Annotated in this window: 17 protein-coding genes; 9 read left to right on the forward strand and 8 right to left on the reverse strand. The window is 71.6% G+C overall.

Going from position 1 to position 19,004, the window contains the following annotated elements:
* Window positions 1-366 precede the first annotated feature (366 nt).
* The gene (locus tag AB0K07_RS00780; RefSeq protein ID WP_363749916.1) at window positions 367-1,926 is read left to right on the forward strand and encodes a hypothetical protein; all 1,560 of its coding nucleotides are present in this window, start codon (window positions 367-369) and stop codon (window positions 1,924-1,926) included.
* A gap of 81 nt (window positions 1,927-2,007) precedes the next feature.
* On the opposite strand, the gene rplI is transcribed toward AB0K07_RS00780, so the two are convergent.
* From rplI to rpsF, 4 genes are all read right to left on the reverse strand, one after another.
* The gene (rplI, locus tag AB0K07_RS00785; RefSeq protein WP_089018430.1) at window positions 2,008-2,454 is read right to left on the reverse strand and encodes a 50S ribosomal protein L9; all 447 of its coding nucleotides are present in this window, start codon (window positions 2,452-2,454) and stop codon (window positions 2,008-2,010) included.
* A gap of 14 nt (window positions 2,455-2,468) precedes the next feature.
* Window positions 2,469-2,708 carry a 30S ribosomal protein S18 gene (rpsR, locus tag AB0K07_RS00790; RefSeq protein ID WP_013289355.1) on the reverse strand — a complete coding sequence of 80 codons (240 nt, stop codon included), beginning with the start codon at window positions 2,706-2,708 and terminating at the stop codon, window positions 2,469-2,471.
* Between the two features lie 41 nt (window positions 2,709-2,749).
* Window positions 2,750-3,289: a single-stranded DNA-binding protein gene (locus AB0K07_RS00795; RefSeq protein ID WP_172899022.1), complete on the reverse strand. Its 540-nt coding sequence runs from the start codon at window positions 3,287-3,289 to the stop codon at window positions 2,750-2,752.
* Between the two features lie 78 nt (window positions 3,290-3,367).
* On the reverse strand, window positions 3,368-3,658 hold the full coding sequence (gene rpsF, locus AB0K07_RS00800) for a 30S ribosomal protein S6 (protein ID WP_007073791.1): 291 nt from the start codon (window positions 3,656-3,658) through the stop codon (window positions 3,368-3,370).
* Window positions 3,659-4,295: 637 nt separating this feature from the next.
* Here rpsF and AB0K07_RS00805 point away from each other — a divergent pair.
* Together AB0K07_RS00805 and AB0K07_RS00810 are read left to right on the forward strand one after the other, a co-directional pair.
* On the forward strand, window positions 4,296-5,087 hold the full coding sequence (locus tag AB0K07_RS00805; RefSeq protein ID WP_363749917.1) for a deoxyribonuclease IV: 792 nt from the start codon (window positions 4,296-4,298) through the stop codon (window positions 5,085-5,087).
* A complete protein-coding gene (locus tag AB0K07_RS00810; protein WP_363749919.1) occupies window positions 5,084-7,348 on the forward strand; it encodes a hypothetical protein in 2,265 nt (754 codons plus the stop codon). Before AB0K07_RS00805 ends, AB0K07_RS00810 begins: the two co-directional genes overlap by 4 nt.
* A gap of 33 nt (window positions 7,349-7,381) precedes the next feature.
* Here AB0K07_RS00810 and AB0K07_RS00815 read toward each other — a convergent pair whose 3' ends face one another.
* The 3 genes from AB0K07_RS00815 to AB0K07_RS00825 all read right to left on the reverse strand — a co-directional run bounded on the left by AB0K07_RS00815 (window position 7,382) and on the right by AB0K07_RS00825 (window position 12,564).
* Window positions 7,382-8,881 (reverse strand): glycosyltransferase 87 family protein, encoded by a 1,500-nt coding sequence (locus AB0K07_RS00815; RefSeq protein ID WP_363749921.1) that lies wholly within the window; start codon window positions 8,879-8,881, stop codon window positions 7,382-7,384.
* Window positions 8,882-9,004: 123 nt separating this feature from the next.
* Window positions 9,005-11,917 (reverse strand): transglycosylase domain-containing protein, encoded by a 2,913-nt coding sequence (locus AB0K07_RS00820; protein WP_363749923.1) that lies wholly within the window; start codon window positions 11,915-11,917, stop codon window positions 9,005-9,007.
* A gap of 197 nt (window positions 11,918-12,114) precedes the next feature.
* On the reverse strand, window positions 12,115-12,564 hold the full coding sequence (locus AB0K07_RS00825) for a DUF5318 domain-containing protein (protein WP_363749925.1): 450 nt from the start codon (window positions 12,562-12,564) through the stop codon (window positions 12,115-12,117).
* Window positions 12,565-12,739: 175 nt separating this feature from the next.
* On the opposite strand from AB0K07_RS00825, the gene AB0K07_RS00830 reads away from it, so the two are divergent.
* Together AB0K07_RS00830 and AB0K07_RS00835 are read left to right on the forward strand one after the other, a co-directional pair.
* Window positions 12,740-13,378, forward strand: coding sequence for a PadR family transcriptional regulator (locus AB0K07_RS00830; RefSeq protein ID WP_354967115.1), 639 nt, complete (start codon window positions 12,740-12,742; stop codon window positions 13,376-13,378).
* 23 nt (window positions 13,379-13,401) lie between these two features.
* Window positions 13,402-14,481 (forward strand): inositol-3-phosphate synthase, encoded by a 1,080-nt coding sequence (locus tag AB0K07_RS00835; RefSeq protein ID WP_363749927.1) that lies wholly within the window; start codon window positions 13,402-13,404, stop codon window positions 14,479-14,481.
* A gap of 135 nt (window positions 14,482-14,616) precedes the next feature.
* Here the strand turns inward: AB0K07_RS00835 and AB0K07_RS00840 are convergent, their stop codons facing one another.
* Entirely contained in the window at window positions 14,617-15,096 is a 480-nt protein-coding gene (locus AB0K07_RS00840; protein WP_363749929.1) for a methylated-DNA--[protein]-cysteine S-methyltransferase, read from the reverse strand.
* A 101-nt stretch (window positions 15,097-15,197) separates the two neighbouring features.
* Here AB0K07_RS00840 and AB0K07_RS00845 point away from each other — a divergent pair, with 101 nt between their 5' ends.
* From AB0K07_RS00845 to AB0K07_RS00860, 4 genes are read left to right on the forward strand one after another with little or no spacing between them, the layout of a single operon-like run.
* Complete coding sequence (locus AB0K07_RS00845) at window positions 15,198-15,719, forward strand: SigE family RNA polymerase sigma factor (RefSeq protein WP_363749931.1); 522 nt, start codon at window positions 15,198-15,200, stop codon at window positions 15,717-15,719.
* Entirely contained in the window at window positions 15,716-16,828 is a 1,113-nt protein-coding gene (locus tag AB0K07_RS00850) for a hypothetical protein (protein ID WP_363749933.1), read from the forward strand. The genes AB0K07_RS00845 and AB0K07_RS00850 overlap by 4 nt, the downstream gene beginning before the upstream one ends.
* 30 nt (window positions 16,829-16,858) lie before the next feature.
* A complete protein-coding gene (locus AB0K07_RS00855; protein WP_363749934.1) occupies window positions 16,859-17,380 on the forward strand; it encodes a hypothetical protein in 522 nt (173 codons plus the stop codon).
* A 26-nt stretch (window positions 17,381-17,406) separates the two neighbouring features.
* Window positions 17,407-18,924, forward strand: a complete 1,518-nt coding sequence (locus AB0K07_RS00860; RefSeq protein WP_363749936.1) for an SPFH domain-containing protein — start codon at window positions 17,407-17,409, stop codon at window positions 18,922-18,924.
* Window positions 18,925-19,004 lie beyond the last annotated feature (80 nt).

A 19,004-nucleotide genomic window follows, 5' to 3' on the forward strand; every position in this document is an offset into this window, starting at 1 on the left:
CAGCTCTATCGCCCGGGTACGACAGTTCCGTCCGACCGGGCCGGTCGATCGGGGGCCATCGCGCCGGCGGTCGGGGGCCAACCATACGGACCCCGAGGTCAGCGACTCAACAGCGCCGGTGGACGAGCCTCGGGACAACCTGTGGATGTCGGTGGACGAGCATGTGCGCAGCGTGTGCACAGCCTGTGGACAACGGTTGGGGAATTCCTCGCCATACCTCGCTGACCTGCGGATATGCGATCCCCAGCCTGTGGAGGAGAATATTTCGGTCGGGCCTGTGACACGATCGTCCCGTACTATCTCCAGCGAACGGCTACACCTGGACAGCGGATTACGCTTTCGGTTCAGAAGGGTCACACTCCGGCCGTGAGTTACCGGGACTGGGGACGCGGGGAGGGCAGCCCGCGCGAGCGCCAGCCGACCGCCTCGTGGGGTGAGCGCATGCCGTCCCTTCCGGTCGATCCGTACGACGAGGACGCGCGCTATCGCACCTCCAGTCGTCGGCGTGCACTGGACCGGGGGCAGGACGAGCCGGTCGACGCCTACCTGCCCCGTTGGGCTCTGGAGTCGGGGGTCCGGCACGCTGACGGCGGTGGCCGCCACGCCGCGCCGGATGACGACGACGAGGCCGAGCCCGAGCTGCCGAGTTCCGGGGCAGGCTGGCGGGCCAGCGAGACGACGAGCGCCCGCCGGCGGGTCAGCGAGACGAGTTGGCGGGAGCGACCGGCGATCGGGCCTGCGCCCGACTCGGACCACACCGGGGAGTGGACGCTCGACCGTCCACAGGATCAGGGGTACGCGGGGCGCCGGCGCGCCAACTCGGCGGAGGAGGAGCCGGTCTCGGGCGCGGTCCCGGACCGCCGTCCCCGCCGTGCGCCCGCGGGCCGTCCGCAGGTGATCTGGTCCGGCGGTGACCTGGAGCCCGCCCCGGCCGAGCCGGCGCCCCGTCGGGACGCGGACCGGCCGAGCCGGCGCAGCCGCCGTGCGGCGGAGGAGTCCTGGGCCCGCCCGGCGGTCGACCCGTGGGAGCGCGGTGCCGAACGGGCGTCCGAGCCTGACCCGTCGTACGCGCCTGCGGTGGACCCCTGGGACGCCTCGGGCGTGCAGGCGTGGCCGCCGGTGGCCGATGCGGACGCCACGGACCTGAGTGGCCAGTGGGCGCAGGCGGAGAGCATCGGTGGTTGGGAACGGTCCGACCGCACGGGCCAGTGGGAGCGGTCCGCGATCGAGGACGACCAGTGGGACCGGACGGTGCCGCCCCGCTCCGACCGGTCGGCGGCGTCGGAGGGTTGGCCGAGCCGGGACGACCGGTTCTGGTCGGGCACCCGGCTGGCCGGTGACGATCCCCGCTGGATGGATCCGCCGACGTCGGCGCCCCGGTCGCCGGTGGTCGGGTACACGGCCCCGCGTCCGCGGACCGCACCCGCGCCGCGCGGTGCGCCGGTACCGCAGGGTGGTGTGCAACGGCGTCGGGTGGACCAGGCCCAGGTCGGGACGGCGTCCGTACGTCGGCGGGTCGAGTCCGTGGCGACGGGCGGCTGGGCCCGACGCCTGGAGGACGACCTGCTCGACCCGGATCCCGGTGGGTCCGTCCGGCCGCTGCTGTACACCGCCGCCTGTTACCTGGTGCCGGCGGTGCTGGTCTTCGTCTGGCTGCTGACTCTGGACAGTCAGGCGCCGGCGGGGTGCGTCACCGACATCAGCGGGGGTGGGTGTGACTCGCCCCGGTCGCGTGCGTTGGCGGCGTTGCTCGCCGGCTCGCCCCGTTTCGGGCTGGCACTGGTGAGCAGTCTGGTGGTGGCGGCGCTGCTGCGCCGGGTCGGCACCACGTGGCGTTCCGCCACCATCGCGCTCGCTGCGGCGGTGGTGGGCGGGGGCCTCTCCACGGTGCTGATCAGCGCGGTGACCGGTCAGCCGATCGGCTGACCGGGCGCGGGCCCGACGCCGGTACGCACGAGGGCCCGCACCGATCGCTCGGTACGGGCCCTCGTCGTGGTGTCGCTGGCGTCAGCCCTGAACGACGTTCAGGTTGAACGACGCGGTCACCTCGGGGTGCAGCTTGATCTTCACCGGGTAGGTGCCGGTCGACTTGATGTGACCGGGCACCTCCAGCCGGCGCCGGTCGAGGACCGGGCCGCCGGAGGCCTTGACGGCGTCGACGATCTCGGCCGAAGTGACCGAGCCGAAGAGCCGACCGCCGTCGCCGGCGCGGGCCTTCAGGTTGACCTTGAGACCCTCGAGCTGACCCTTGACCTCGTTCGCGTGGTCGAGGTCGCGGATCTCACGGGCCGAGCGGGCCCGCTTGATGACCGTGACCTGCTTTTCCGCGCCCTTGGTCCAGGCGATCGCGAAGCCCTGCGGCAGCAGGTAGTTACGGCCGAAGCCGTCCTTGACCTCGACGATGTCGCCCGGGGCACCGAGGCCGGACACTTCCTGAGTCAGGATGATCTTCATATCGGTGCCTCCTCTCAGCGGGTGGTGGCCGTGTACGGCAGGAGCGCCATCTCACGGGCGTTCTTGACCGCACGGGCGATCTGCCGCTGCTGCTGCGAGGTCACGCCGGTCACCCGCCGAGCGCGGATCTTGCCGCGGTCGGAGATGAACTTGCGCAGCAGCGCGGTGTCCTTGTAATCGATGTAGGTGATCCCGTCCTTGTCGAGCGGGTTCACCTTCTTCTTCGGCTTGCGAAGTGCCGCAGCCTTGGCCATTGCTCGTGCTCCTGGTTTGCGATCGCGGGCGCTCGGCGCCATTAGAACGGGGGCTCCTCGTCGAAGTTGCCGCCCGAACCGGCACGCGCGGGAGAGGGTGCGGCCGAAGCCCAGGGGTCGTCGAAGTTGCCTCCGCCGCCACCCTGGCCACCACCGCCACCGCTACCGCCACCGAAGCCGCCACCGCCACCGCCGGAGCGGGACATCTTCTGCACCTTCGCCGTGGCGTAGCGCAGCGACGGGCCGATCTCGTCGACCTCGAGCTCGATGACAGTGCGCTTCTCACCCTCGCGGGTCTCGTAGGACCGCTGACGGAGCCGGCCCGACACGATCACCCGAGCGCCGCGCTGCAGCGACTCGGCGACGTGCTCGGCGGCCTGCCGCCACACGGTGCAAGCGAGGAACAGCGGCTCGCCGTCCTTCCACTCGCCCGACGCCTTGTCCATGAATCGGGGCGTCGAGGCGACTCGGAACTTGGCGACCGCCGCCCCGGAGGGGGTGAACCGCAACTCGGGGTCATCGGTCAGGTTGCCGATGACCGTGATGGTGGTGTCTCCTGCCATGACCATCTCCTCGCGCACTCAGCGTCTCGTCGTACAGGCTCGCAGAGCCGTATGACAGAGCCGCGGAGGCTGATCCGGGCGAACCGGGTTGAATGCTTAGCGCATCTCCGGCCGGATGACCTTGGTGCGCAGCACGGACTCGTTGAGCCGGAGCTGACGGTCCAGCTCGGCCACCGCGGCAGGCGTGGCCTGCAGGTCGACGACGGCGTAGATGCCCTCGGCCTTTTTGTTGATCTCGTACGCGAGGCGCCGGCGGCCCCACACGTCGGTCTTCTCAACCGAGCCACCCGCGGTCCGGATCACGTTCAGGTACGTGTCGAGCGACGGGGCGACGGTGCGTTCCTCGAGGCTGGGGTCGAGGATCACCATGATCTCGTAATGACGCAAGACGTGCTCACCTCCTGTGGGCTAAGCGGCCACGGTCCTTCCGTGGCAGGAGGTCGTGCGTCGCTGCCCGCACGTACCGGGGGAACCCGGCCGGACGCGGACAACCGGACCAGGATACCCGGTCCGGACGATCATGCCCGTGGTGGTGGGCCCAACGCGCGGACGTGCCGACGGGGGCCCACCGCCCGACCGTCACCGGCCGGTGGTGGACCCCCGTCAACGAGGCCGCGGGGCGTCCCGTCCGCATTCCTTGGGTGGGACCTGGGGAGGAACGACCACACCGATGAGGTTGGACCGGGGACGCCCCGCGGAGCTTTATCGTGTTGTTATCTGACGATACAACGGGTCTTGTACCTTGTCGGGGGAAAAGGCACAAATTTCCGAGATTCTTCATCGGGCCGGATCTGCTTTGCCGAGGGGGCCAGCCCCGCCGCGCCGGGCCGCGCGTCGGGGCTGGCCTCGCTGTCGGTCCGTCGACCCACGGTTGCCGTACCCGGCGTTCGCCACCGACGGCACCGGACGCTGGCCGCCGGCTCAATCCCATCAACGACTGTCGGTCCGTTCGGTGACGCCGCTGACGGCGACACCGCCCCGGCCGTCGCCCCACCCGTCGGGGTCGCGACGTAGGCTCGCTCGCATGCGTATCGGAGCCCACGTCGATTCCACCGACCCGCTGGCGGAGGCGGCCGCCCGGTCCGCCGACACCGTGCAGTTCTTCCTCTCCGACCCGCAGGGGTGGAAGGCGCCCAAGCCCCGGGAGGACGCCGAACGGCTGCGCGCCGCCGAGGTCGACCTCTACGTGCACGCGCCGTACGTCATCAACGTGGCCACCCTGAACAACCGCATCCGGATCCCCAGCCGCAAGTTGCTGCTCGGGCACGCGAACGCGGCCGCCGCGATCGGCGCCAAGGGCCTCATCGTCCACGGCGGGCACGTCAACGCCGGGGACGACCTGGCCGTCGGCTTCGACAACTGGCGCAAGACGTTCGCGTACGCCGCCGACTCCGGCGGCTTCGGCGTCCCCGTCCTGATCGAGAACACCGCCGGCGGCGACAACGCGTGCGCCCGCCGGCTGGACGCGCTGGCCCGCCTCTGGGACGCCATCGGCGACCACGAGGTCGGCTTCTGCCTGGACACCTGCCACGCGTACGCCGGCGGCGAGGAGCTGCTCGGCCTGGTCGACCGGGTCAAGGCGATCACCGGGCGGATCGACCTGGTACACGCCAACAACTCGAAGGGCGGGTTCAACTCCGGCCAGGACCGGCACGACAACCTCGGCGGCGGGACGATCGACCCGGAGCTTGTCGTCGCGGTGATCCGGGCGGCCGGGGCGCCGGTGGTCGTGGAGACTCCGGGAGGCGTCGCCGGCCAGGCCGCCGACATCGACTTCCTCCGCGAGCAGCTCGGGACGGAGAGCACCGCAGCATGACGACCGGCCAGTCCGGGACCGGGAGCGCCCGGCCCACCTCCGCGGGGGACGCCACGATCCGACCGGCGACTCCGACCGCCGCGGGCACCCCCACCCCGGCGGCACGCACCGCCGCCACGGCCTCCGACACCACGCCCGCCGCTGCCGGCACGGACCGCCCGGCCAGGGGCGACGGCACGACGACCAGCGCCCGCACGGCCGACGGTACGAAAGCCGCCACCCCCACGAACGGCGACCCGAAGCCCGACGCCACGAAGAACGACAGCCCCAAGCCGAGCACAGCCGCGGGCAGCGCGGTCATGGACGGCGCGGTCACGGACGGCGCGAGCAGGGACGGCGCGGCCGAGGGCGGCCGGGCCAGGGACAGCGTGGGCAAGGCCGACGCGGCCGAGGACGATTCGGCCGAGGGCGGCGACACGACCAGGGGCGAGAAGGCCAGCGACGCCGACAGCTCGACCAAGACCGATGGTGAGGTGAAGTCGGCGGGATCCGAGCGCTGGGATGCTTTCGCCTCCGCGCCGGAGCCGGTGCCCTCCCGATTCAGCCGGGCGGCGCGCGCCGTGGGCCGGCTCCTGATCCACGAGTGGACCCTCGCGAGCCTCGGTGCGCTGGCGCTGGCCGTGCTGATGACCTGGCCCACGCTGCGCTACCCGCGCTACACCCTCCCGCAGGACTACTGGGACCCGAGCCTGCAGGCATGGCAGATGGCCTGGTCGGGGCACATCCTGCTGACCGAGCCGGCGCGCCTGTGGCAGTCCAACACGTTCTTCCCCGAGCTGTGGAGCTTCGCGTTCTCCGACACCCTGCTCGGCTACGCCCCGGCCGGGATGCTGGGCAGCGGCCCCGAGGACGCGGTGCTGCGCTACAACATCATGTTCGTGCTGGCGCACGCGCTCGCCACGCTCGGGGCGTACGCGCTGGCCCGGCAACTCGGCGCGGGCCGGATCGGCGCGGCGGTCGCCGGTGTCGCCTACACCTATGCGCCGTGGTTGCTGGCCCAGGCCGGGCACCTGCACGTGCTCTCCAACGGCGGGATCCCGCTGGCGCTGGCCATGCTGGCGCGTGGGCACGGCTGGTCGCTGCGGCACGGGTACCGGCCCGAGCGTCGGCACGACGGCTGGGTGTACGCCGGCTGGCTGGTGGCGGCCTGGCAGCTCAGCCTCGGTTTCGGCATCGGCCTGCCGTTCGCGTACTTCCTGGCCGGCGCGGTGCTGGTAGCCGCCGTCCTGTTCTACGCGCGGCGGCTGCGGACCGGCCAGGCCCTGCCGTTCGGCCGCCGGCTGCTCGTCGCCGACGTGGTCGGCGGGCTGCTCTTCGCCGGGGTGGGTCTGCTGATGGCGATCCCGTACTTCCAGGTGACCGAGCTGCACCCGTACGCCGAGCGCACGATCGGCGACATCAGCATCTTCTCCCCGCCGGCGTCCGGTTTCGTGACCGCGCCCGCCGAGTCGCGGATCTGGGGCGGGCTGCACGAGGGTGCCCGCGCGGCGTTGCCGTGGCACCCGGAGATGACCCTGCTGCCGGGCTTCGTGCTCTACGCGCTGGCCGCCGGTGGGCTGCTTTTCTCGGTCTGGCGGCTACGCCACCGGCTGCTGCTCCTCGCCGGGGTGCTGGTGACCATGGCCTTCGCGATGGGCACCCGCTTCTTCGACGGCACCTTCACCTACGTCCCGCTCTTCGAGCACGCGCCGGGCTGGAACGCGCTGCGTACCCCCGGGCGGTTGATGCTCTGGACCACGCTGCTGCTCGCCCTGCTGGCCGCGGGCGCGGTCACCGCCCTCACCGAACGGGTCCGCGAGCTGGCCGCGCAGCGGATCCCGTCCTGGCCGGGGCCGTGGCTGCGCCTGGCCACCCTGCTGCCGCTGCTGCTGGTCACCGTCGAGGGCCTGAACGTCACCCCGCATCCGGTGGTGCCGACCCAACCGGCAGCGTTGCGGACCGTGGAGGGGCCGCTGCTGGTGCTGCCCAGCAACCAGAGCCTGGACCAGCACGTGATGCTCTGGTCCACGGGCGGGTTCCCGGACGTGGTGAACGGTGGCAGCGGCTTCACCCCGCGTCAGCTCGACGACGTCCGCCGGGTCACCCAGTCGTTCCCCGACCAGACCAGCGTCGACTACCTGCGCACGCTCGGCGTCCGCACGGTGGTGCTGCTGCGCGGGCAGGTCGCCGGCACGCCGTGGGAGATCAGCATCGACGCGCCGGTCGACCTCCTCGGCATCAGCCGACAGGAGGTCGACGGCGCGGTGGTCTATCGGCTCTGACGTGGCTGGCTACTGACGGGGCGGGTTCGCGGATCAGGTGGTGGCGGGCTCTGGTGCGGGTTTGTTCGCCGGGCGGCGCCAGCGGTCCAGCCAGGGGCTGTCGGGCGCGCCGTCGAGCACGCCGCCGTCCGGGTCGTCCGGATAGGTGGCCCGCACGGCGTCCCGTTCCGGGTGCAGGATCTCCCGGACGATCAGCACGCAGAGCACCACCACCGTGGTGAGCCGCAACGTGGCGGCCAGCACGAACACGCCCTCCGGGAAGACCGGCCGGCTGGTCGCCGCGCCGAGCAGCTCCCCGTAGAAGGCGACGAAGTAGCAGACCTCGGCGAGCTGCCAGGCCAGGATGGCACCCCACTTCGGGCGGGCCAGCACCACCAGTGGCAGTAGCCAGAGCACGAACTGCTGGGACCAGACCTTGCTGAAGATGAGGAACGCGGCGACGACCAGGAAGGCGAGCTGGGCCAGCCGCGGTCGGCGCGGCGCCCGCAGCGCCAGGACGGCCACGCCGAGGCAGGCCAGGCCAAACAGGGCGTACGAGAGGGTGTTGAGGGTGGGGATGTTGACGTTCAGCCACTCGAACGGGCCGAGGCGGGTGGGGTCGCCGCCGACCTTGCCGTCGAGGTAGCGCCCGATGTACCAGAGCGTGCCCCAGTCGATGGGCCGGGTGCTGTTCAGTTCGAAGAACCGGTCCCAGTTCTCCCGGTACGCCAGAGCGGGCGGCAGGTTCACCAGCACCAGGGCGGCGACCGCGCTGCCGACCGCGATGAGCGCGGCGCGTATGCGGGCGGCGCGCAGCGCCAGCACCAGGATCGGGCCGAGGATGAACAGCGGCCAGAGCTTCGCCGCGCCGGCGAGGCCGAGCAGCACGCCGGCCAACGCCGGTCGTTTCCGGGCCCAGGCCAGCAGGCCGAACGCGGCCAGGCCGATGGCGAGCAGGTCCCAGTTGACGGTGGCGGTGAGCAGCAGCGCTGGGGCGAGCGCGAACAGCGCCGCGTCCCAGGGTCGTCGGCGGCGCAGCGCCAGGATCACCGCCACGGTGGCCACCGCGAGTGCGCCCAGGACCAGCGCGTTGAGGTTGTAGAACCACTGGGCCTGGTTGATGCTCGGGTCACCGTCGCCGAGGGCGTGCACCGGCAGGCCCAGCGCCCCCATGAAGTAGCCCGTGAGCACGGGGTACTCGACGGGGTGGTCGCGGTAGGGCACCTTGCCCTCGTTGAGCCCCTCGGCGTAGTAGAGGGCGAGCACGTCGGTGTAGCAGAACCGGGTGTACTGGACGTTGTTCTGCCAGGCGCCGTCCTGGCACGGCGACTTCTGCACCCAGTGCAGGGCGAGCGTGAGGCACGCCAGCGCCAGCACGATCCGGACGGCGGTCCAGAACCGGCGCTCCCCGCCGGCCGGCCGGTCCAGTGCCGTCGCGTGGTCGCCCAGGGGCCCGCCGATCACGCCGGAGATGCCGCGGACGAACCCGTCGGAGCGGGACGGGTGGTCGGTGGTTCCGGCGTCGTCGATGCCGGGCGTCGACTGGGTGCTCATGAAGAGGCATCCTGCCGTACGACCGGGGTGCACGTCCCGTCCCGGCGCGCGGATCGGCGTACGGAAAACGCCGCCGCCGGCCGGACAGTTCGTCCGGCCGGCGGCGGCGTTCAGCGGTGCGGGTCAGTCCCGGTTGCTCGGTGGCAGGCCGGGTAGCAGCCCACCGCCGTTGCCGCCGTTGCCGTTGCCGGGCCGGCCAGGATCGTTCGGGTTGTTACCGCCGTTGTTGCCGTCGGTACGCGGGCAGAACGGGTTGGTGAGCGGGTCACAGGGAGGCGCACCCTGGCCCGGCTGGCCCGGCTGGCCCGGCTGCCCGGGCAGACCCCCCGGCGGCGGCGGGGGCGGCGGTGCCGCCTCGCCGTTGCCGGACTCCGGGTCGCCGATGTTCGCCGCTGCCGGGAATTCGAGCTTGTCCTTGCCCTTCAGCGCCTCGTCCATGAACCGCTCCCAGATGTCGCCCGGGAGGTTGCCGCCGCTGACCTTGCGCTTGTCCTTGAGGATCAGTGGCTTCCGGGCCCCCACGTTGCCCACCCAGACCGCCGTGGCCAACTGCGGCGTGTAGCCGATCATCCAGGCATCACCGTTGTCGGAGCTGTCGCCCTTGAGTTCCCAGGTGCCGGTCTTGGAGGCGGCCTTGCGACCGTCCTCGAGGCGGTGGTTGACCGCGGCCGGGTAGTCCTTCAGCACCGACGTCACGTCGGCCACCACGTCCTTCTCGATGCGCGGCTGGGAGTCGAGTTTCTCGCTGCCCTTGGCCACCTTTTCCCACTTGCCGGTGTTCGGGTTCTGCTTCTCCACCGAGTAGAGGAAGTGCGCCTTGTTGTAGACGCCGCCGTTGGCGAAGGTGGCCACACCGTTGGCGTGGTCCAGCACGGTGATCGGGTACTGGCCGTAGCCGACCACGTTGAAGAACGGCTCCGGCGTGATGTCCTTCGGGTCGGACTTCGTCAGGTCGTACGCCTTCGCCGGGTTGGTGTCGGTGCGCCACATGGTGGTGACGCCGGCCTGCTTGGCCATCTCGACGACCTTGTCCGCGCCGATCTCCTCCGTGACGTGGTAGAACGGCACGTTCAGCGACTTGAGCGTGGACACCCGGAGCGTGCACGAGTTGCCGCAGGACGGGTTGTCGACGCCGGCGTTGCTGACCTTGAACTTGGTGCCCTCCGGCGTGAATGCCTTGCCCTTCCACCGGGACTCGAGCGCCTTGCCGGCCTTGAGCGCGGCCGCCAGGGTGTAGATCTTGAAGCTCGAGCCGGGCGAGTGGCCGCCGCTGATCGCCCCGGTGGAGTCGGTGTTCTTGCCGGCGTAGTCGGTGCCGGTGCCGTTGTCACCGCCGTAGTAGGCGAGCACGCGACCGTTCTTCGGGTCGATCGCGACCACCGCGGCCATCAGGTTGGTCGGCTGGTCCGCCAACTCGGAGCCCTTGGACTTGCGCTGGGCCGTCTCGACCGCCGCCTGCTGGATCTTGGTGTCGATGGTGGTGCGGATCCGGTAACCGCCGGCCATCAGCGCCTGGGAGCAGAGCGGCTTGGTGTCGGTCACCTGCGTCTCCTTGTCGACGCAGATGCCCCTGTCCCGCATCTCTTCCCGGACGTAGTTGATGACGTTGCCGTACGGCGTGTCGACGCCGAAGTCGACTCCGATGCCACCCTTCTTCGGGGCCTTGACGTTCTTCGGGTACGCGACCGGCCGCTCCGGCTTGCCGGGCGCACCCAGCCAACCCTCCTTGACCATGCCCTCGATCACGTAGTTCCAGCGATCCTGGGCGGCGGTCGGGTTGACCGCCGGGTCGTACCCCTGGTGGGTGGCGCTCGGCTCCGGCTGCTTGATCAGGGCGGCGAGCACGGCGCCCTCGTCGGGCTTGAGCGCGCTCACCGACTTGCCGAAGTAGGTCTGCGCCGCCGCCTCGATGCCGTAGGCGCCCCGGCCGAAGTAGATCACGTTGAGGTAGTGCTGCATGATCTGCGGCTTGGTGTACTCGTCGTTGAGCTTGGAGGCGAGGATCGCCTCCTTCACCTTCCGGGCGTAGGTGTCGTCCTTCAGGTTGTCGTAGGCGTTGCGCGCGTACTGCTGGGTGATGGTGGACGCACCCTGCTTGTCGCCGCCGGAGAGGTTGTTCCAGCCGGCCCGCGCGATGCCCTTGTAGTCCACACCCGAGTGCCGGTAGAAGTTCCGGTCCTCCGCCGCCGCGACGGCGTCCTGCACGTGCTGCGGGATCTGGTCGATGGTGACCAGGGTGCGGTTCTGATCGCCCACCTTGGCGATCGGGGTCTTGTTGTCGAACGCGTACAGGGTGGTCGCCTGCGGTGGGGTGATCTCGTCGGGCAGCACCACGTTGGTCGAGTAGTAGGTGAAGCCGACCACGCCGACGCCGGCGAGCATGATGAAGACCGCGAACCCGGCGATCAGCAGGTTGATCCTCTTGCGCTTCTTCGCCCGGGCCGCCGCGACCGGGTCACCCGAACCGCGACCACCCCGACCACCGCGACCAGGACCGTTCGGCCCGCCAGGTCCGCCGGGACCACCCGGCCCGCCGGAGACCGGTGAGACGCTCGCCCTGGCGACCGCGGCCCGGCCGCCAACGGATGCCGACCCGACACTGGCCCGGCCCGCCGAGGCGGCGCCGACGGACGCGGCGCCGACCGTGGCCCGACCGGCCGGTGCGCCCGGCGCCGGGGACACGGGCACCGAGGCCCGGCCCGCGCCAGCACGGCCGGCGGCCACGCCGGGTGCCGGGGACACCGGCACCGAGGCCCGCCCGGCCCGGCCCGCCGCGGCCGAACCCACCGAGGCGGATCCGGCGGCCGCACCACCGCGCGGCGGAACCGCGGCCGAGCCACCGACCGAAGCCCGCCCACCGGCGGCCCGCGGTGTCACCGAGGCCCGACCGGGCGACGCCGAGGCCGACCATCCGCTTCCACCGGAGTCACCGCCGGGTCGGCGGTACGCGTCGTCCGCGCCCGGTCCGGGATCGCCGTCCGGGCCCGGGTACTGGGCCCGCCCGCGCGCAGAACTGGGATCGCCGTACGAGTTCATTCCTCACACCCTGCCGGTCGCGGTGGGGCGCGACTGCGCCGCCACCGGGTTGCCGTGAGTTGCTTCACTCGGGACGCCGGCACGGGGGTGCCGGTTCACCGGGGTCATTGCAGTATCAATCGGGCCAATCAGACCAACGAGCGGTCGGCCGTCCCGGGTCATGTCTGCGGCCCCGGGGCCGGTCCAACCAGCTGAGATCACCGTTGCGCCTCTCGCCTCCGCCGGCCGGCGCCACCTGCGCCCGCCGCGTCCTGCTCGCTGGTGCCGTCGCCGTCGCCGGTGAGACCGTCCCGGCCGAGCAGGTACTGCTCAACCAGATGGTTCCAGTCACAGCCGAGGCACACCTCCACCACGAAGACCTGGAACTCACGCAGCGTCATCGCCAGTACGGGAAGCTCGGCCAGTGTCCGTGCCTGGCCGGCGGACTGCTTGAGCTCGTCCCCGTAAATGTAGTGGACGAGCGTCAGGTTCTCACTGCGGCAGATGGGACAGCGCCGATCGGTCGGCTCGCCGTGGAACCGGGCAGCGTTCTTCAGGTACGGCGACGCGTCGCAGACGTCGTACGTGCCGACCCGGCCCGCCAGGAGCTCACGCAGCACTGCTCGCTTCTGGAGCGAGTAGTCGACGACCTGGCGCTGCGTACGCATGCGGAGAAGGGTACGCGGTCCGGACCGACCAGGCGACCACGGTCACGATCCGTGACGGCGGCATCTCGGAACGAGGGTTTGCCCTGACCCCGGCGACCCGCTAACGTGCGATGTATCGGTCCGATACATCGTGGCGGTTACCACTCCGCGCCGGGGGTAAAGAGAGGGTGGCGCAGTGCTTGAATTCGCCATCCTCGGTCTCCTGCAGGAGTCTCCGATGCACGGCTATGAGCTGCGCAAGGAGCTGACCGCCAAACTCGGCGCGATCCGGGCGGCGATCAGCTACGGCTCGCTCTACCCGACCCTGCGCAGGTTGCAGGCGGCGGGATGGATCACCGAAGCCGCCGAGACGCCCGCCACCGCCGAGGAGGTTCCCGCGCTGACCAGCCGACGAGGTCGGGTGGTCTACAAAATCACCGCGGAAGGCAAGGAACGGTTCGCCCAGCTGATCGCACAGGCCGGGCCCGAGACGTACGACGACACGGGCTTCGGAGTGCACTTCGCGTTCTTCGCCCGGACCGACCAGGCGACCCGACTGCGCATCCTGGAGGGTCGCCGCCGCAAGATCGAGGAACGTCGCGAAGGGCTTCGCGACGTGCTGGGCCGGGCGGCCGAGCGCCTCGACGCTTACACCCTGGAACTGCAGCGCCACGGCCTTGACGCCTGTGAGCGCGAGGTCCGCTGGCTGGAGGAGCTCATCGCCAACGAGCGCTCCGGCCGAGCCCCGACGGTCCCGCACATCGGGACGGCCGGTGGCCGACGAGAAGACAACAGCCCGCCTCCGCCTGGAGAGACCAGGAAAGAGCGGCCGTGACAGAAAAGAAGGAGGCAGACGCTATGGGCTCCGTCCGCGTCGCCATCGTCGGTGTGGGTAACTGCGCCTCGTCCCTTGTTCAGGGCGTCGAGTACTACCGGAATGCCGACCCGAACGACCGCGTCCCGGGTCTCATGCACGTCGCCTTCGGCGACTACCACGTCAACGCCGTGGAGTTCGTCGCGGCATTCGACGTGGACGCCAAGAAGGTGGGCATGGACCTCGCGGAGGCGATCGTCGCCAGCGAGAACAACACCATCAAGCTCTGCGACGTGCCGCCGACCGGCGTCAGCGTGCAGCGCGGTCCGACCTTCGACGGTCTGGGCCAGTACTACCGCGAGATCGTCGAGGAGTCCGACGCCACCCCCGTCGACGTGGCGCAGGCACTGCGCGACGCACAGGTCGACGTCGTGGTCTGCTACCTCCCGGTCGGCTCCGAGCAGGCCGCCAAGTACTACGCCCAGGCCGCGATCGACGCCGGCTGCGCGTTCGTCAACGCCCTGCCGGTCTTCATCGCCTCGGACCCGGAGTGGGCCCAGAAGTTCACCGACGCCGGCCTGCCGATCGTCGGTGACGACATCAAGAGCCAGGTCGGCGCCACCATCGTGCACCGCGCGCTCGCGAAGCTCTTCGAGGACCGCGGTGTCGAGCTGCTGCGCACGTACCAGCTCAACTTCGGCGGCAACATGGACTTCATGAACATGCTGGAGCGCAAGCGGCTGGTCTCGAAGAAGATCTCGAAGACCCAGTCGGTCACCTCGCAGATCCCGCACGAGATGAGCAAGAGCGACGTGCACATCGGCCCGTCGGACCACGTGCCGTGGCTGGACGACCGCAAGTGGGCGTACATCCGCCTGGAGGGCCGCTCGTTCGGCGACACCCCGCTCAACGCCGAGCTCAAGCTCGAGGTGTGGGACTCGCCGAACTCGGCCGGCGTCATCATCGACGCGGTCCGCGCCGCGAAGATCGCGCTGGACCGGAAGATCGGCGGCCCGATCCTGTCGGCGTCGTCGTACTTCATGAAGTCCCCGCCGGTGCAGTACGCCGACCACGACGCCCACCAGGCCGTGGAGGAGTTCATCGCCGGTGAGGTCGAGCGCTGACGCGCTGATCAGCGACATGTCGAGAGCCGGGCCCGTACGGGCCCGGCTCTCGCCGCGTCGGGGCACGCCAGGAAGGGGGTCACGGCCGCCATCGCCGACGGCGGCTGCCTGCCCGCGCCGTCCTGATCGATGGGTTCAGGACCAGGCGCGTTGCAGGGCAACCCGGGCCTCCAACTCCAGCAGATGCACCTTGCGGGGCAGGCCACCGCCGAACCCGACCAGTCGACCACCGGCACCGACGATGCGGTGGCACGGCACGATGACCGGGATCGGGTTGCGGTTGCAGGCCACGCCCACCGCCCGGGCCGCCCCTGGGTCACCGACGCGGCGTGCGACCTCGCCGTACGTCAGCGTCTCGCCGTACGGGATCAGAGTCATCTCCCGCCACACCGCCCGCTCGAACTCCGATCCGCGCGGGACCGACACCGGGACGGTGAACCCGGTCAGCTCGCCGGAGAAGTACGCCCGCAGCTCGGCGATGGCCTGCCGGGACAACGCGTGGTCGGGCTCGTCGACCGCTGCCTCGACCCGACCGAAATGGGTGCCGCAGACGCTCGCGCCGTCGCTGGCCACGGAGAACTCGCCGATCGGTGAGTCGAGCACGGTCCAACGCATCGGCCCATTGTCGCCGACCCGGGCCGCCCTGGTCGACGCCGGTGAGCCCGGTGAGGCAAAGTTCCGGCGCTTGCCGGCGTCTGTGGTACCGGAGGTGGACGGTGACTGAGGTGACCGACGGGGAGTTCACCACGTTCGTCAACGAGCGGGGTGACGCCCTGCTGCGGGTCGCGTACGCCCTCACCGGCAACCAGCACAGCGCGGAAGACCTGTTGCAGAACGCCCTGGCCAAGGCGTACGCCCGCTGGCCCCGTATCCGCGGCGACGCCGAGCCGTACATCCGGCGGATTCTCTACCACGATCAGGTCTCCGGCTGGCGGCGCCGCTCCCGCCGCCCGGAGGTGCCGGTGGCCGTGCTGCCGGAGCGGGCCGCGGACCGGGACAGCGGGCAGGAGACGGACCTGCGGCTGCTGTTGCGCGACGCCCTGCTGATGCTGCCGCCCCGACAGCGGGCCGTACTGACCCTGCGCTACCTGGAGGATCTCAGCGTCGAGCAAACCGCCGCCGTGCTCGGCTGCCGGTCCGGCACGGTCGGCAGCCAGGCGTCCAAGGCGCTGGCCAAGCTGCGGCAACTCGTGCCGCCGTTCGACGATCTCGCCAGCCGACCGGAGGTGCACCGATGAGCGAAGTCGCCGAAGACGAGCTGCGGGCCGCCGTACGCCAGCTCGCCGGCGAGGCCCGGGCGGTGCCCGACCTGGCCGGTCCGGCGCTGCGTCGGGGCCGCCGGCTGCGGGGCCGGCGGCGGGCTGCCACCGCGGCGGTGGCGCTGTTCGCCGTCGCGGCGCTGACCGGGCCGTACCTGTGGCTGCGCGCCACCGCGCCGTCCCCGATCGGCGCGCCGGAGCCCGCGCCCCCGACGCCGACCGCACCGGTGCCCGTGCGGCCCACGCCGGCTGGCGACTGGCGGGCGGCGCCGCTGAGTCTGCCTGGCGGATGGGTGGTCACCGCGGTGCTCGGCCAGCGCGAGTTCCAGACCGGCGACGTGCTGGACCGCAGTCGCAACCGGTACGTGTCGGCAGTGCAGTACGACCAGTTCTGGCCATCGCCGACCGGCACGGTCACGGCGGTGGGTGATGAGGCCCGACCGCAGCAGACCGGCCTGATCGACATGGCGACCGGTCGGACCCGCTGGTTCCGGACCGGCCGCCCAATCATGACTCCGCAGTGGTCGCCGGACGGACGCCGGCTGGTGCTGACCATCACCGACAAGGACGAGGGCGGGATGCATTTCGGCGTCCTGAACGTCGGCGGTGACTTCCGGATCTTCCCGGTGGACACCGACCGATACTTCTGCACCGACTACTGCTTCTTCACCTGGATCCGGGGCGGCCGGGAGGTGGTGCTCCAGCAGACCGACCCCGGCGCCCCGCGCTCGGAGTCGGTGCGGCACGCCCGCCGCGGGGTGCAGCTCTTCTCCGCCGACGACGGTCGCCCCACCCGGTTCCTGGCGATGCCGGGCGACCCCGCCGGGCCGTGGTCCTGGTCGCCGGACGGCGGGCTGGTGGTGGTGCGGGGGCAGACAGGTCCGCTGCTGGTCGAGGTAGGCACCGGCCGGGTGGTCCGGGCCCTGCCGAGCGAGGACGCCGTCTGGGTCTCGGCCGACCTGCTGCTCTACCGGCGCTCGGCCGGGGACCGCGACTTCGTCCTCGCCGACCCGGCCGGGCGGGAGCTGGAGCGCCAGCCGCTCCCCACCGAGCTGGTGGACCGGGAGATCGTCATCGCCCCACGCTGACCCGCCGAGACGTTGCGTGACATCGATACCGTGCAGGTCGTGGCCACGGGGACGCTCATCTTTCTGATCATCGGGGGGGCGGGCGTCGGGGTGCTGGCGCTCGCCCTGCTCGGCACCGAGCTGCTCCAGTTCGGGCACGCCGACGTGGACGGGCCGATCTCGATCGAGACGGTCGCCGGGTTCGCCGGGGCGTTCGGGTTCGGCGGAGCCATCGTCAACGAGCTGCTCGGTGCGCGTACCCCCGGCATGATCGCGGGCGCGGCGGCCGGCGGCCTGCTCGCCGCCGTGCCCACCGGCTGGTTGGCGTCCCGGCTGAGCCGGGCGGCGCGGAACATGCGCACCGACCCCACCCCCACCCGGGACGACCTGGTCGGCGCGCTCGGCTTGGTGGTCACCCCGGTGCCGGTCGACGGCTACGGCGAGGTCCGGGTGCGAGTCGCCGGCCAGCCGGTCAAGCTCAACGCCCGCGCCGACCAGCCGATCCCGGTCGGCGCCCAGGTCTTCGTCGTGCAGGCGCTCAGCGAGACCAGCGTGCACGTCGAGACCTACTGAATCCTCCTCGCAGACAGGACTCCTCCATGCCCCTGTTAATCGCCATCGGCGGCGCGGTTCTCCTCGTGCTCGTCCTGGTGTTCTTCGTGCTCTCCCGGATCAAGGTGGCCGGGCCGAACGAGGCGTTCATCGTGACCGGCCGCAAGGGCCGCACCACGCAGACGGCCGACGGTGGTCGGTCGACCGACATGTCCGGCCAGAAGGTGGTGCTGGGCGCCTCGGTCTTCGTGCTGCCGGTGGTGCAGAAGCTCCAGTCGCTCGACCTGTCCAGCCGGCGGATCGACGTCGGCATCCGGGGCGCGGTGAGCAAGCAGGGCATCCGCACCGACCTGCACGGCGTGGCGATCGTGAAGGTCGGCGGCACCGAGGACGCGATCCGGGCCGCCGCCCAGCGGTTCCTGCACCAGCAGGACGAGATCGACAACTTCACCCGGGAGGTGCTGGCCGGCGCGCTGCGTTCGATCGTCGGTCGGCTCACCGTCGAGGAGGTGATCCGGGACCGGGCGGCGTTCGCCAGCGCCGTGGCGGAGGAGGCCGAGCACTCGATGACCAACCAGGGTCTGGTGCTGGACACGTTCCAGCTCCAGGACATCCTGGCCGAGGGCTCCTACCTCCAGGACCTGGGTCGGCCCGAGGCCGCCCGGGTGCTCAAGGACGCGGCGATCGCCGAGGCGCGGGCCCGGCAGCAGGCCGAGCAGGAGCGGCTGCTCGCCGAGGAGGCCATCGCCGAGGCGAACCGGAACCTCGCCCTCAAGCAGGCCGGCATCCAGGCGGAGATCGACGCGGCGAAGGCGAAGTCCGCGGCGGCAGGGCCGCTCGCCCAGGCCGAGCGGGACCAGGCGATCCTCTCCGAGCAGCAGAAGGTGGCCGAGCGCAACGCCGAACTCAAGCAGCGCCAGCTGGACACCGAGGTCCGCAAGCCGGCCGACGCCGCCCGGTACAAGGTGGAGCAGGAGGCCGAGGCGGCCCGCAACGCGGCGGTGCTGCACGCGGACGCGCAGCGGCAGTCGGTCATCGCCGCCGCGCAGGCCTCCGCCGAGCAGGCCCGGCTCACCGGTGAGGGCGAGCGGGCCCGCCGCGCCGCGCTCGCCGAGGCGAACGCCATCGAGGGTGCCAAGGAGGGTGAGGCCGAGCAGCGCCGGCGCTCCGCGATCGCCGAGGCGGTCGAGCGGGAGGGTCAGGCCGAGGCGGCGGCCATCCTGGCGAAGGGTCAGGCCGAGGCCGACGCGATGGCGCGCAAGGCCGAGGCGTTCGCCGCGTACGGGGAGGCTGCGGTGCTGGACCTGCTGGTCAAGGTGCTCCCGCAGGTCGTGGAGGCCGCCAGCGCACCCATCGGGGCGATCGACAAGATGACCGTCATCTCCACCGACGGCGCGTCGTCGCTGACCAGGTCCGTGGCCGGCAACGTGGCCCAGGGGCTGCAACTCGGCAGCGACCTGACCGGGATCGACCTGGCCGGCCTGCTCTCCCGACTCGGCGCCGGACGGACCGACGCCGCCGTGCCGGCCGCCGGCACGGTGGACGGTAGCGCCGTCTCCCGCTGAGCCCGAGGGACCGGCCGGACCGTCAGGGGTCCGGCCGGCACCGGATGACCCGCAACGGCCGGCGCCCGCCGGCACCGTCT

This window comes from Micromonospora sp. NPDC049301 (genome assembly GCF_040678715.1).
GTDB lineage: Bacteria > Actinomycetota > Actinomycetes > Mycobacteriales > Micromonosporaceae > Micromonospora.